The sequence below is a fragment of the Pseudomonas sp. FW305-20 genome (genome assembly GCF_058788075.1).
Map to the genome: position 1 here is coordinate 1 of NZ_JBYTAJ010000036.1, position 13,569 is coordinate 13,569.

Genomic DNA, 13,569 nt, shown 5'->3' on the forward strand with positions numbered 1-13,569 from the left:
TGCAGCCCGTGACGCTCCGCGTCACTGGACGCGGAGCGTCCCTAGAGGCATTCCCACGCGGAGCGTGGGAACGATCATGATCAGCGTCTGACACGCTTCCACAGTTGACCGGGTTGTCTCGGCCAAAAAACTGTCCTGCGCATTTGCCGGGGCAACGGAAGACGACTATTTTTCTTTGCGCTGTAGGAAGGATCTTTTTTTCAGAGTCCCCCTCCAAGGATGCACAGCTTTTGGTCAGACTCCCTGGCCGAACCATCACAAGGAAGAGAAAATGGCTGACGTGAAAGTGCCACAGCGGCTGGATCCGCAGGACATCGTGAAGTTGTTGATGGCGTTGCGCAGGGCGTTGAAGGCGCGGGTGGCCTAAGACGATGTTCCCATGCTCTGCGTGGGAACGATCACGCCGACGCTGTATCAGCCGTCGGCGTTTGAAACCTTGAAGGGGTTTGCCTCGCGAATCAGAACGCCGGCAATACCGCGCCGCTGTACTTCTTCTCGATGAATGCTTTCACTTCAGGACTGGTCAACGCCTTGGCCAGTTTCTGGATGGCTACGCTGTCCTTGTTGTCCGGACGAGCCACCAGGAAGTTCACGTAAGGCGAATCTGCGCCTTCGATTATCAGCGCGTCTTTAGCCGGGTTCAGACCTGCTTCCAGCGCGTAGTTGGTATTGATCATGTCCAGATCGACCTGGTCCAGAACACGCGGCAGCATGGCCGACTCCAGTTCCTTGAACTTGAAATTGTGCGGGTTCTTGGCGATGTCTTTCGGGGTGGCCAGAGCGTTTTTCGGGTCTTTCAACTCGATCAGGCCAGCCTTCTGCAGCAGGATCAGAGCACGGCCGCTGTTGCTGCCTTCGTTCGGGATTGCGATGGTTGCGCCGTCTTTCAGCTCAGCCAGGGTTTTGACTTTCTTCGAGTAGCCGCCGAAGGGTTCGACGTGAACGCCGATCACGGTCACCAGGTTAGTGCCTTTGCCTTCGTTGAAGCTTTTCAGGTACGGCAAGGTCTGGAAGTAGTTGGCGTCCAGACGCTTCTGGTCGACCTGTACGTTCGGCTGAACGTAGTCGGTGAAGACTTTGATTTCCAGGTCCACACCTTCTTTGGCGAGGGTTGGCTTGATCAGTTCCAGAATCTCGGCGTGTGGAACCGGGGTCGCCGCCACCACCAGTTTCTCGCCGGCCTGAGCCAGGCCCGCGGTCAGGGCAGCCGCCAATGCGGTGAACAACAGAACCTTTTTCATGCAGTGTCCTTATCGAAAATCACGGTCGTCATCGACGACGGCTTGTTTAGTACGAGTGCCAGTGAAGTGCTATCGCTGGCGTGACGCGGACAATACCGGGATTTTTTATTCCCGAACAATATCTTTTATTCACTTTCATATTCCATTTTGTTCATACAGCTGCCGATAGCTTTGTAGCAGCTGCCGAAGGCTGCGTTCGGCTGCGCAGCAGCCGCAAAATGGCTTAACGGGTTTCTTTTGAGGACCGCGTTGTTTGGGTGCGACCGCTTCGCGTCGGACGCAGCCTTCGGCAGCTGCTACAGAGTCTGCGTCAGGCTTTCAAGCAAATGCTTGAGTGCAGATCGCTCTGAGGCCGTGCCGTTTTTAATCAGCTGAGCCGCTTGTTGCTCAATCTGTACCAATGACGCCGGCGCCTCAGGCAAATTCAAATGCTCCGGTAAAATCTCATCGCCGGTGCTGACCAGCAACGCGAAGTGAATGACGTTTTCCAACTCCCGGGTATTACCCGGCCAACTGTGTTGCTCTAACAAATGCTGCGCGGCTTCGCTGATCAGCGGCACCGGCAGGCCCAGACGCTGGCTATAGATGCCGAGGAAATATTCGGACAGCGAAAGAATATCCCCCACCCGTTCCCGCAAGGCCGGCAGTTCGAGCTGGCCCTCGCTGAGGTAGTGGTAGAGCCGCTCATGAAATTTGCCGGCGGCCACCGCTTGGGCCAGGTCGATGCTGGTCGCGGCGACCAGACGCACGTCCACCGGGCTTGGTTGGTGAGCGCCGACACGGGTGACTTCGTGGTTTTCCAGCGCCGCGAGCAATTTTGTCTGGATCGGTAGGGGCAAGTCGCCGATCTCATCCAGATAGAGCGTCCCGCCATTGGCAGAACCGAACCAGCCGGCGCGGCTGCTGGCCGAACCGCTGTAACTGCCAGCGGCATACCCGAACAATTCCGCATCGGCGTAAGTCGGGCTGATCGCGCCGCAGTTGACCGAAACGAACAACCCGCCGCGATCACTCTCACGATGGATGTGCCGCGCAAGCAACTCCTTGCCGCTGCCGGTTTCGCCACGGATCAACACCGAAATCGAGCGCGGCGCCAACAGCTCCAGCTCCTGGCGTAACTGACGCGAACGCGGATCGACAAACACCAGCGCCTTGGCACGAATGCTCAGGGGGCTTTTTTCTGCATCGGGGAAGGTCAGCAGCGGCTGACCGAAGGCTTCAAAACTCATGGCAGACTCCCGCCCAAAACCGCCGGGAGACGGGGGCGTTGTTTAAAAAACAAAAGCAAAAAAGAAAAGGTTCAAGCGCGGCGCAGGGCGTGGTGTTCCATTCGGTTTTGCAGGCGGTAGAGATAAGCAAAACCCTGCTCCCAGCGTTGGTGACCGGACTTCACGTTGATGTGCCCGGCACCCGACAAAATCCCCGCTTCGGCACCCCAGTTGCGCGCCAGTTCCATCGCACGCGGCGCGCTGACGGCGCTGTCGTTGTCGGAGCTGACAACCTGGCTCGGGAATGGCAGAAGGTGGGTTGGAATCGGTGCGAAATTGCGCAGAGCCGGTGCGCAGGCCGGACGCTCGACGTCCGCCGGGGCGACCAGCAAGGCGCCGCGTACCTGACGCAAAAACTGCGCGGGCGCCGTGGCCGCCCAATGCGCGACAGTGATGCAACCCAGGCTATGGGCGATCAGGATTACCGGCGTGCTGTCGGCGGCAATCGCCTCAGCCAATGCCGCGACCCAGTCTTCACGGCGCGGTGTCAGCCAATTGGCCTGTTCCACCCGCGCGCTGTTCGGCAGGCTGTTCTGCCAATGGCTTTGCCAATGATCTTCTGGCGATCCTTGCCAGCCCGGCACAATCAGGTAGCGAATTGATTCGTTGCGCATGGGGGTACTCTCCTGCTGCGTGTCTGTTCCTGAGCGAGTATAGGGAGGCGAGTTATATTCGTTAAGGAATAAGAAGCTATTTATTAAGACCTATATGGAATATAAAGTTGATCACCTGTGGGAGTGAGCCTTGTGGCGAGGGGGCTTGCCCCCGTTCGACTGCGAAGCAGTCGTAAAACTGATTTGGGGCGCTTCGCACCCCAACGGGGGCAAGCCCCCTCGCCACATGAGCTCCCAAGGTTGGCCTTGGGACAAAAAAAAGGACCGCACCCTGCCAAGGAGACGGCCCCGGAAACTCAACATTTGATAGCGCGATGATTGGCCCGAAAGGCTTATCCGATAAAGGAATATTTAATTCCTTTGTTAGATCCAAAACACATATACCCATCAGCACCAAACAACCCTGCTTGCGTCATAACCTATCGCCCTTTTGGGTCAGATTGATGACGGACGCCTTTGCCGTTTTGAGTTTCCGGACACATCGATCAAGCCTGAGCGGCACGCACCTCCCGTGCCTCTGCTGCTTGCTTGCGTACAAATCGGTTCGCCCGCCCAAACGTCCCGAAATCATTGAACCGCACACCCATCTCACGCATCACTTCATGCGCCACCGGCACCGTCATCTGACGGATGTAAAACGGTTCCTTCACCACAAAATGATGAATCCCGTGGCTGCTGCCGAAGTTGAAGCAGAACGCCTGCAACGGCCACATCCACCAAGGGTTCAGCACCTGGGTCTGCTGGATGACATTGCCCGGCTCCACGTCACCGTAGTAGTGCATGTTCGAGCTGACGAAATGCAGGCAAAAGGTACGCAACACATTCGGGCCGATGATCACCACGGCCGCAATGTCGATCACCTGCATCACCGCCAAAGTAGTCGCCGACCATTCGATGGGCGCCCCGAGCAGATGCGCAATGCCGTTGGCGGTGTGAAAACCGAGGAACACGTACCAGGCTCCCCAATGCGCCAACGCCAGCGGTGCGTAAACCTTCAGAAAGCGTTTGATGATGCTGAATTTATGCGCCCGGGTCTTGGCCCGCAGCATGCGGATGAACGCCGACATCACGTTGTCGCCGACCATCAACAGCCGCGCAAAACCCCAGGGTTCGCCGTTGGTGATCGCCCGTTCTTCCATGTCGGCTTCGGTGCCGGAGACCTTGTGGTGATTGAGGTGCAGATGCCGGCGAATCCACGGATTGATCGTGCTCGGCCGCGCCAGCCACACCAGGCCCATCATCAGGTTGTGCGGTACGCGCTGTTTGCGAAAGTACATGCTATGTATCAGGTCGTGTTCCAGCTCGTGAGTCAGCGAGGCAAAAAATGCGTTGAGCAACAGGCACGCCCACCACGCCATCTGCCCGGTCATGTAGAGCGTCGCCGAGACAATCATGCCGGCCAGGGCCAACGTCAGAATAGTCGCGCCGATAGCGTCCTGATGATTGAGAATCGGGTAGCGCTGACGCAGTTCGACCCCTTTGGCCAGCACCACTTGGCGAATATGCGCTGATCGTTGCGCTGCATTCAGTCGCTGGGGACTTGCAGAAGTACCGTCCATGCTTCCATCCTCTGGTTATTGATGTTCGCATCCTGCCTTGCGAACCCTCGCAAAGCGGTAGCCGTGGACGCCAACCTGTTGACCGGAAGCGCCAATCAGCATGACTGAACCGACCTCCCTCGCCAGCTGGACCCGCGCCCTGCGCAAGCAACTCGATGCGTTGGGCCTCGACAGCACCGCCCTGTGCCAACAGGCGGGGCTCGACCCGCAACTGATGGACGACCCGAACGCCCGTTACCCGTTGTCGGGCACCACGCGGCTGTGGGAAATCGCAGTGCAGGTCAGCGGCGACCCGGCGATTGGTTTGCGGGTATCGCGCTTCGTCAGCCCCACCACGTTTCACGCACTCGGCTATGCGCTGGTGGCCAGCGGCAGTCTGCGAGAAGTGTTCGAGCGCATCGTGCGTTATCACCAGGTGGTCAGCGATGCCCTGGACCTGGAACTGACTCGCACCGAGGACCGCTACCGCTTCCGCCTGAAAATCCCGCCCGGTAATCCGGCTCCGGCCTTCGAAGCCATCGACGCCTTCACAGCGATTTACGTTCGCACCTGCCGCAATCGCCTGGGCCGCGATTACGCCCCGTTGGCGGTGTACCTGCGTCGCCCCGAGCCGGCGGACTCGCATCAATGGCACAAAGTGTTCCGCTCGCCGGTGTATTTCAACGCCGATGAAGATCGATTGGAGTTCGCTCTGCTGGATTTCGACAGCCACCTGGACGACGCCAACCCGGAACTGGCCGAGCACAACGAAACCGTGCTCAAACGCACCCTCGCGCAACTCAAACCCCTGACCTGGGAACGCAAGGTGCGCGACGCCATCGAGGAGCAATTGCCGGAAGGCGAGCCCAGCGCCGAACACATCGCCCAGGCTTTGCACCTGAGTTTGCGCAGCCTGCAACGGCATCTGGCGGACGAGGGTTGTCGGTTCGATACGCTGCTCAACGAGAGCCGCGAGAACCTGGCGCTGCTGCATCTGCGCGACCCGCAATGCTCATTGAGCGAGATCAGCTATCTGCTGGGATTTGCCGACACGAGCAGCTTCAGCCGCGCATTCAAGCGCTGGACCGGGATGACGCCGGGGCAGTTTCGGGATGGGTTGCGGTGATCAGCTTTTGACCAAGCTGCGGACTACACCTGATTCCCACTGCTCGATCATCGCTTCGCCAACCATGACAAAGGCGCCATTTCCCCTGATGTAATCAACCATTTCCGCCTTCGCGACATCAATTCCATGAGCGACTTGCTGCAGCAGTTCATTGCACCGTCCCTCGGTCAGGTTGCAAGCCGACCGACCAAAACGCATCAACATTTTGTATTTGGGCCACGCCTTTGAACCGCCTAACAGCAACGCCATACTGTCTGCCTTGATGTAGACCGAAGTCGTGACGATGTCATAGGCCGGAGCCAGTCTGATTTGCGCATCAGCCCCGCAATGTTCGTACAGCACACCGAAGTTCTTGAGGTGAGCATCGCCATTCTTCAGAGCGGACGACAACGCCACTATTTTGAAAAAAGACTCCAGGGCGTCATTGAGCAATGGCGGGGAGACAAACTCCTTGATCTGCCTCGCAGCACCTTCGTACGAACCATCGTATTTAGCCTTCGAAGGCCAGGCATTGAGCACGCAGAAATCCTCAAAGCCCAGATAACCTCTTTCATTCAGATCGAAACGTTCGACGACCAGAAACTTACCGTGATCGCTCAGTTCGAAAACCGGCACTTCAAGACCCGAATGCAGTGCAGCCCTCATGCAGAAGTATTCGTTGGCAGCGAGCTCTGGGTACTCCTCTGGCCGAAACGATTTGACCAGATGCGTTGCCCCTCGATGGGTCAATCGGTCGACAGTGGTTGCACTGTCACGGATAAGCACCTTCGGCTGCACACCGGAAACGCCCGAATACTGGCCATAGGTGTGCAGCAAATCTTCGAACAAACCTTGCGCACCGTCATGAACCAGCAGATCGGCGAGACTGGTTTCAGGTAGCCGGTCACTTGCCTCTTGCGCGTTTTTAATCCCCACTCGCCCAAGCTGGTGCGGGCCAACGATCGCCAGCATCGCGAAATCGTCAAACCCTCGAATCGCTTTGCTGAAGCGACGAGTCAATTCATCGCGCAGAGAACCTTCCGGTAGATTCATTTCAAAAACCGGCGGTACACCTCGCTCCCACGTGTAGCTCTCGAGGCGAGCGGGCATGGTCAACGAGACCGCGTTTTCTTCCAGCGCGTCTTCGGCGTAGGCAAACACTGAATCAATGCGAGACTGACCACGGCCCAGGGTTCCGACCGTTGTGCCGGAAACACTGATGTGCAGCCTGTCCTTTGCCTGCTGCTCACCCATGGAAGTTCACCTTTTTGAGGGTGTCCAGTGTAGGACGCGTCGACCGCCGCGGCACGGCCGTCAGTTCGTACCCGAAGCCATTGAGGATCGCTTCAACCTTGCGCAGGCCAATTTCGGAAATGGTGTTGTTCTCGATACCCGAAATCGTGGAACGGCTCATGCCGTACTGCTTGGCCAGGTCTTGTTGAGACAACTTTCGTTCTTTGCGCAGCAACCTGATCAATTCACCGAGGTTTTCCATCCCGCTCACCTGCATCGTATACAGTGCATATTCACTGAAATAATCTATATGCATTGTATTTAATGCATAAACAAGTCGAAGTCTAGCTCATGGATTGATCGGGCCCGGTCTCAGCGCCCCCGATCCCGCCGCAACAACTTGCGCACCCGCTTCACCAGCTCACTCACGGCAAACGGCTTGAGCAGGTAATCATCTTCATGCAACTCCAGCCCGCGCAGCCGGTCTTCGATGCCGTCCTTGGTAGTGAGGAGCAGCACCGGCGTATCACCGAGCTTGCGGATCTGCTGCAGCAACTGCCAGCCATTGAGCCCGGGCAGCATCACGTCGAGGATGATCAGCTCGTATTCGCCAGACTCGATGAAACGACGGCCGTCCATGCCGTTGACGGCCACATCGACTGAGTAACTTGCCTCGTTCAGACCTTTAGCCAGGAGTTTGGCGGTCTCCGGTTCGTCTTCCACTAACAGCACACGCATGGCACACCTCGATTGTCGTCATCACAGGCTAGGCGCCTTCGCGTCCAAAGCCCACCACTGGTTTCAGATAATCGCCAACATTCGCAATCGTTGCGCATCCAGAATCTCGATCTCGCCGTACTTGAGATTCAGTATTCCTTGCCCCTGCAAATCCTTGAGGAGCTGGTTGGTGGTCTGGCGCGACAACGACAACATCGACGCCAGTTGCTCCTGAGGCAATTGCAGAACACGGCGCGGCGGATCTATTTCGCCGTAACCCTCGGCGATCATCAGCAAGCGATGAGCCAGGCGCGCTTGGGCTGGCATCAGGCTGAGCTGTTCGAGGTTGATGAAGGTCAGGCGCAGTTTGTGGCTCATCAGCAACGCCAGTTGCCGCCAGTAAACCGGTTGTTGGTCGAGCAACTTCAGCAGCGTCGCCTGCGGGATGTGCAACAGGCTGCACTGGCCAACGGCATAAGCATCGTGGGTTCGCGGCTGGCCATCGAACAGGCAGATTTCGCCGAACCAGTGCGGCGACTCCACCAGGCTCAGCAACGCCTCCTTGCCCTGCTCGCTCACCGCGCCAATGCGTACCGCCCCTTCAAGGACTGCATACAGCCCGCACGGCGGATCACCGCGTTTGAAGAGCAATTGCCCCGACGCCAGGCGCCGAACCCGGGCCACAGCCAGCAGACTATCCTTTAAGGGAACAGGTAAATGGCTGAACCACTGCCCCGTCTCCAGGCGCGAACGCCAAACCTGCATGCCCATGAAAACTCCTGGAAATTGTCGTCTGGCTGACAGAGCGAAAGATGAAACCCGGGGCATCATCCATCACCCTACAGGAGGAATAACAATGAAAAGCCTCGTTGATCATCTCAGTCAATACGCCGCCTACCACCGTGACCCACGCAATATTGCCAGCCACTTTATCGGGATTCCGCTGATTGTAGTGGCGGTCGCGGTATTGCTGTCTCGGCCGCAATGGGGCGCAGGCTGGGTTTCGCCGGCGGTGCTGGTCGCGATAGCATCGGCGTGGTTTTACTTGCGCCTGGAAATTCGTCTCGGGCTGTTGATGACCGTGTTACTCGGCCTGTGCATTTGGGCGGGTCAGGTTCTTGCGCAGCAAAGCACGCTGGTCTGGCTGGCGAGCGGCATCGGGATGTTTGTGCTGGGGTGGGCGATTCAGTTTGTCGGACATCACTACGAAGGACGCAAACCGGCGTTTGTCGATGATGTGACCGGATTGATTGTCGGGCCGTTGTTTGTGGTGGTTGAGCTGGCGTTTTTGCTGGGGTTGCGGCGGGAGCTCAAAGAGCAGATCGAGGCGCGGGTTGGGGGCGTGCGGGTCAATCCGAATCGCGCGGCGGTTTAGACCGCAATCGCCAGCAGGCTGGCTCTGGCTCCCACAGGGTATTTGTGTCGATCACAGATCCAATGTGGGAGCCAGCCTGCTGGCGATGCTTTTTGCTTTAGAGGTTGGCGAGTTTCTGCCAGACCTTTGGCTTGAAGAACAGCGTCTCGCCCTTCGCCAGCCCGATCAGGCTGTCGTGATCTTTCACCACTTCCGCTTCGATCAATTCGCTCTGGCCTTCGACCTTCAGTGTCACCCGTGTCGTCGCGCCCAACGGACGAATATCCCGCACCTCGGCCGCGTGGTGATCCTCCAGCTCGTGACGCGACAGCGACACTTCGTGTGGACGGAACAGCACATGGTTGTCATCACCCAGATGCAGCCGGTTCGAGTCACCCAGGAAGTGATAAACGAAATCGCTGGCCGGGTTTTCGTAGACGTCGCCCGGTGAGCCGATCTGCTCGATCACGCCCTTGTTCATCACCACGATGCGGTCGGCGACTTCCATCGCTTCTTCCTGGTCGTGAGTCACGAACACCGAGGTCAGGTTGATGTCTTCGTGTAGCCGCGCCAACCAGCGACGCAGTTCTTTACGGACCTTGGCATCGAGGGCGCCGAAGGGTTCGTCGAGCAGCAGGACCTTCGGCTCCACCGCCAAGGCGCGAGCCAAGGCAATACGTTGACGCTGACCGCCGGAAAGTTGTTCCGGGTAGCGATCCGACAGCCAATCCAGTTGCACCATGTTCAGCAGCTCGTGGACTTTCACCGCGATCTGGCTTTCGCTCGGGCGTTGGTTTTTCGGCTTCATGCGCAGGCCGAACGCGACGTTGTCGAACACGGTCATGTGGCGGAACAGCGCGTAATGCTGGAACACGAAACCGACGTTGCGATCACGCACATCGTGGCCGGAGACGTCTTCTCCGTGGAACACGATGTTGCCCTGATCCGGGGTTTCCAGACCGGCGATGATCCGCAGCAATGTGGTTTTACCGCAACCCGAGGGGCCCAGCAGCGCCACGAGTTCGCCGCTTTGAATGTCCAGGCTGATGTTGTCCAGCGCCTTGAACGCGTGAAAGTTCTTGCTGACGTTACGCACTTCGATCGACATGACTTATTCCTCCGCGGCGCTGGCGCGCAGGCGGTTAATACGGTTTTCGCTCCACTGCTTGAGCAGCAGGATGAAGAGCGCCAGGATCAGCAACAGGCTCGCCACGGCGAACGCGGCCACGTGGTTGTATTCGTTGTAGAGGATCTCGACGTGCAGCGGCAGGGTGTTGGTCACCCCGCGAATGTGCCCGGAAACCACCGACACCGCACCGAACTCACCCATCGCCCGCGCCGTACATAGCACCACGCCGTAGATCAGGCCCCATTTGATGTTGGGAACGGTAACGTGCCAGAACATCTGCCAGCCATTGGCGCCGAGCAGGCGCGCGGCCTCTTCTTCCTGCGTGCCTTGTTCCTGCATCAGCGGGATCAGCTCGCGCGCCACGAACGGCACGGTGACGAAGATCGTCGCCAGCACGATGCCCGGCAAGGCAAAGACGATCTGGATATCGTGGTCCTGCAGCCACGGCCCGAACAGGCCTTGGGCGCCGAACATCAGCACGTAGACCAGGCCGGCGATGACCGGCGACACCGAGAACGGCAGGTCGATCAGCGTGACCAGCATACTTTTGCCACGGAACGAGTACTTGCTCACGCACCATGCAGCGCTGACGCCGAACACCAGGTTCAGCGGCACCGAAATCAGCACGGCGATCACCGTGAGTTTCAGGGCCGACAACGCGTCGGGCTCGAAGATCGCGGTGAAGAACGCACCGATTCCGAGCTTCAGGCCCTGAGACACCACGATCACCAGCGGCAGTAACAGGAACAGGGCGAACACCAGCCAGCCGAGGCCGATCAAGATTCGCCGCGATGAAGCACTGCCACGGCGGGCGGCGTTCGAGGAAGCAGCAGCAATAGACGATTGGGACATTTCTGCGCCTCCTTATGGGGTTTCGATGCGCCGCTGCAGCAAGTTGATCAGCAGCAACAGGACGAAGGAAACCACCAGCATCAGTACACCAATGGACGTGGCGCCGGTGTAATCGTACTGGTCGAGCTTGACCATGATCAGCAGCGGCAGGATCTCGGTTTTCATCGGCATGTTACCGGCAATGAAAATCACTGAACCGTACTCGCCGACCCCGCGGGCAAAGGCCAGCGCGAAACCGGTCAGCCAGGCTGGCAACAGTGCAGGTACCAGAATATGGCGGAAAACCTGTAGTGGTTTTGCACCCAGGCACGCCGCCGCTTCTTCCACTTCACGAGGGATATCGGCCAATACTGGCTGTACGGTACGTACTACGAATGGAAGTGTCACAAAAGTGAGGGCAAGGGTGATGCCGAGGGGGGTATAGGCGATCTTGAAGCCCAGGTCCGCTGCAAACTGACCCACCCAACCATTGGGCGCGTAGAGCGCAGTCAGCGCGATACCGGCCACAGCGGTGGGCAATGCGAAGGGTAAGTCGATCATCGCATCGATGACTTTGCGTCCAGGGAAGGTATAGCGCACCAGCACCCAGGCCAGCAGCGTGCCGATGATGCCGTTGATGATCGCGGCATAGAGCGCGGTGCCGAAGCTGAGCTTCAACGCCGCCAGCACCCGTGGCGCCGAGATAATCGCCCAGAACTGCTCCCAGGTAAGTTGAGCGGCATGCACGAACATCGCCGCCAGTGGAATGAGCACAATCAGGCTGAGGTACACCAAGGTGTAACCCAGCGTCAGCCCGAAGCCGGGTATGACGGGGGAGATACGACGCGACATAAAAGTCCTTGGTTGATAACGCGCTAAGCCCCGACGGTGAAATCGGGGCCTGTTTAGCCAATGCCCGGCAGTCAAGGACTGAACACTGCAATCCCTGTGGGAGCGAGCCTGCTCGCGATAGCGCCTGGTCAGCCAACATTGATGTTGAATGTACCGCCGTCATCGCGAGCAGGCTCGCTCCCACAAGTTGCCCACCCCTGACTTACCGTTGGCAGATCTATTTACAGGTTATTGCGCCTGGTAAATCTGGTCGAACACACCACCATCGTTAAAGAATTTCGGCTGTGCGGTTTTCCAGCCGCCGAAGTCCTTGTCGATGGTCACCAGGTCCAGTGTCGGGAACTGTTTGGCGTACTTGGCGGCGACATCCTTGTCACGTGGACGATAGAAGTTTTTTGCCGCAATTTCCTGGCCGGCCGGGCTGTAAAGGTGCTTGAGGTACGCTTCGGCGATCTCGGTGTTGCCCTTTTTCTCGGCATTCTTGTCGACCACGGCGACCGGAGGTTCGGCGAGGATCGACAACGAAGGCACGACAATGTCGAACTTGTCGGCGCCGCCGTCTTCTTTCAGCGCCAGGAAGGCTTCGTTTTCCCAGGCCAGCAACACGTCTCCCTGACCGTTGTTGACGAAGGTAATGGTCGAACCGCGAGCACCGGTGTCCAGCACAGGAACGTGTTTGAACAGGGCTTGCACGTATTCCTTGGCTTTCGCTTCGTCACCGCCATTGGCTTTCAGGCCATAGGCCCACGCCGCGAGGAAGTTCCAGCGTGCGCCACCGGAGGTTTTCGGGTTCGGGGTGATGACTTCCACGCCGTTCTTGATCAGGTCGCCCCAATCCTTGATGCCCTTGGGGTTGCCCTTGCGCACCAGGAACACGATGGTCGAGGTGTAAGGCGTGCTCGCTTGCGGCAGGCGCTGCTGCCAATCCGCCGGCAAGGTTTTGCCGAGCTTGGCGATTTCATCGATGTCACCGGCCAGGGCCAGGGTCACCACGTCGGCACGCAGACCGTCGATCACAGCTCGCCCCTGCTTGCCCGAACCACCGTGGGACTGCTGGATTTTCACCTTGTCGCCGGCGTGATCTTTCTGCCAGAACTTGACGAATTCGGCGTTGTAGTCCTGATACAGCTCGCGAGTCGGGTCGTACGACACGTTGAGCAGTTCGTAATCCTTGGCAACCGCAGAACCAGCAAAGAGGGCACTGGCCAGGGCGGCCAAAGCGAAATGACGAATCGACGACATGGTGAAAGCTCCTGGAATTCTGATTGTGTTGGCTTTTTCTTATGGTGTGCTGGTATCGGCTTGCCGGTTTTTAACTCGGTTTGTTGCCCGGGTTCTGCAACCGGAATTTCTCTTTGCGTTCGATCTGGACCACTTGGGCGTTATGCACGGTGATTTCCACTGCGCCAAAACGCAGATCGCGCAAGGCGCTCTGGATCTCACGCAAAATGGTTGCTTCGTCCTGGCCGTCAACGCTGCGTAGGGATGCGCTCATGGTGCTGCTCCTTCAACTAGAGGTTGCCTGGCAGTGGCGGGACTGCTTGCGGCGTGAGGCCAATAGTAGATAAGCGCAGATATTCTTAAAAAGACTATTTAAGAATTTTAATATAACCAAAAGAATGCTCGAAGACTGATCGTTCCCACGCTCTGCGTGGGAATGCATCCTGTGACGCTCTGCGTCAGGTTT

At 58.1% G+C, this 13,569-nt stretch carries 15 protein-coding genes; 2 read left to right on the top strand and 13 right to left on the bottom strand.

The window, feature by feature from the left end; translation table 11 throughout:
* Positions 1–458: 458 nt before the first annotated feature.
* The 4 genes from AC3WP4_RS23930 to AC3WP4_RS23945 form a co-directional block, all read right to left on the bottom strand.
* Complete coding sequence (locus AC3WP4_RS23930) at positions 459–1,241, bottom strand: MetQ/NlpA family ABC transporter substrate-binding protein (RefSeq protein ID WP_074872503.1); 783 nt, start codon at positions 1,239–1,241, stop codon at positions 459–461.
* A 296-nt stretch (positions 1,242–1,537) separates the two neighbouring features.
* On the bottom strand, positions 1,538–2,470 hold the full coding sequence (locus AC3WP4_RS23935; RefSeq protein WP_074872499.1) for a sigma 54-interacting transcriptional regulator: 933 nt from the start codon (positions 2,468–2,470) through the stop codon (positions 1,538–1,540).
* A gap of 71 nt (positions 2,471–2,541) precedes the next feature.
* Complete coding sequence (locus AC3WP4_RS23940) at positions 2,542–3,123, bottom strand: alpha/beta hydrolase (RefSeq protein WP_102615013.1); 582 nt, start codon at positions 3,121–3,123, stop codon at positions 2,542–2,544.
* 485 nt (positions 3,124–3,608) lie between these two features.
* Complete coding sequence (locus AC3WP4_RS23945; protein ID WP_102616208.1) at positions 3,609–4,682, bottom strand: fatty acid desaturase; 1,074 nt, start codon at positions 4,680–4,682, stop codon at positions 3,609–3,611.
* Between the two features lie 100 nt (positions 4,683–4,782).
* On the opposite strand from AC3WP4_RS23945, the gene AC3WP4_RS23950 reads away from it, so the two are divergent.
* The gene (locus tag AC3WP4_RS23950) at positions 4,783–5,787 is read left to right on the top strand and encodes an AraC family transcriptional regulator (protein WP_074872493.1); all 1,005 of its coding nucleotides are present in this window, start codon (positions 4,783–4,785) and stop codon (positions 5,785–5,787) included.
* Here AC3WP4_RS23950 and AC3WP4_RS23955 read toward each other — a convergent pair whose 3' ends face one another.
* The 4 genes from AC3WP4_RS23955 to AC3WP4_RS23970 all read right to left on the bottom strand — a co-directional run bounded on the left by AC3WP4_RS23955 (position 5,788) and on the right by AC3WP4_RS23970 (position 8,487).
* The gene (locus AC3WP4_RS23955; RefSeq protein WP_102616209.1) at positions 5,788–7,020 is read right to left on the bottom strand and encodes a type II toxin-antitoxin system HipA family toxin; all 1,233 of its coding nucleotides are present in this window, start codon (positions 7,018–7,020) and stop codon (positions 5,788–5,790) included.
* The gene (locus AC3WP4_RS23960) at positions 7,013–7,261 is read right to left on the bottom strand and encodes a helix-turn-helix domain-containing protein (RefSeq protein ID WP_074872489.1); all 249 of its coding nucleotides are present in this window, start codon (positions 7,259–7,261) and stop codon (positions 7,013–7,015) included. The genes AC3WP4_RS23955 and AC3WP4_RS23960 overlap by 8 nt, the downstream gene beginning before the upstream one ends.
* Positions 7,262–7,371: 110 nt before the next feature.
* Positions 7,372–7,737, bottom strand: a complete 366-nt coding sequence (locus tag AC3WP4_RS23965) for a response regulator (protein WP_074872488.1) — start codon at positions 7,735–7,737, stop codon at positions 7,372–7,374.
* Positions 7,738–7,800: 63 nt separating this feature from the next.
* Positions 7,801–8,487, bottom strand: a complete 687-nt coding sequence (locus AC3WP4_RS23970; RefSeq protein ID WP_102616210.1) for a Crp/Fnr family transcriptional regulator — start codon at positions 8,485–8,487, stop codon at positions 7,801–7,803.
* An 85-nt stretch (positions 8,488–8,572) separates the two neighbouring features.
* Here AC3WP4_RS23970 and AC3WP4_RS23975 point away from each other — a divergent pair, with 85 nt between their 5' ends.
* Positions 8,573–9,091: an Mpo1 family 2-hydroxy fatty acid dioxygenase gene (locus AC3WP4_RS23975; RefSeq protein WP_102616211.1), complete on the top strand. Its 519-nt coding sequence runs from the start codon at positions 8,573–8,575 to the stop codon at positions 9,089–9,091.
* Between the two features lie 97 nt (positions 9,092–9,188).
* Here AC3WP4_RS23975 and AC3WP4_RS23980 read toward each other — a convergent pair whose 3' ends face one another.
* The 5 genes from AC3WP4_RS23980 to oscA all read right to left on the bottom strand — a co-directional run bounded on the left by AC3WP4_RS23980 (position 9,189) and on the right by oscA (position 13,377).
* Complete coding sequence (locus AC3WP4_RS23980; RefSeq protein WP_102616212.1) at positions 9,189–10,178, bottom strand: sulfate/molybdate ABC transporter ATP-binding protein; 990 nt, start codon at positions 10,176–10,178, stop codon at positions 9,189–9,191.
* 3 nt (positions 10,179–10,181) lie between these two features.
* On the bottom strand, positions 10,182–11,051 hold the full coding sequence (gene cysW, locus AC3WP4_RS23985) for a sulfate ABC transporter permease subunit CysW (RefSeq protein WP_007899636.1): 870 nt from the start codon (positions 11,049–11,051) through the stop codon (positions 10,182–10,184).
* 12 nt (positions 11,052–11,063) lie between these two features.
* Positions 11,064–11,882 carry a sulfate ABC transporter permease subunit CysT gene (gene cysT, locus AC3WP4_RS23990; RefSeq protein ID WP_102616213.1) on the bottom strand — a complete coding sequence of 273 codons (819 nt, stop codon included), beginning with the start codon at positions 11,880–11,882 and terminating at the stop codon, positions 11,064–11,066.
* A 228-nt stretch (positions 11,883–12,110) separates the two neighbouring features.
* The gene (locus AC3WP4_RS23995) at positions 12,111–13,124 is read right to left on the bottom strand and encodes a sulfate ABC transporter substrate-binding protein (protein WP_074872480.1); all 1,014 of its coding nucleotides are present in this window, start codon (positions 13,122–13,124) and stop codon (positions 12,111–12,113) included.
* Between the two features lie 70 nt (positions 13,125–13,194).
* Entirely contained in the window at positions 13,195–13,377 is a 183-nt protein-coding gene (gene oscA, locus AC3WP4_RS24000; protein WP_007941032.1) for a sulfur starvation response protein OscA, read from the bottom strand.
* Between the last annotated feature and the right edge of the window lie 192 nt (positions 13,378–13,569).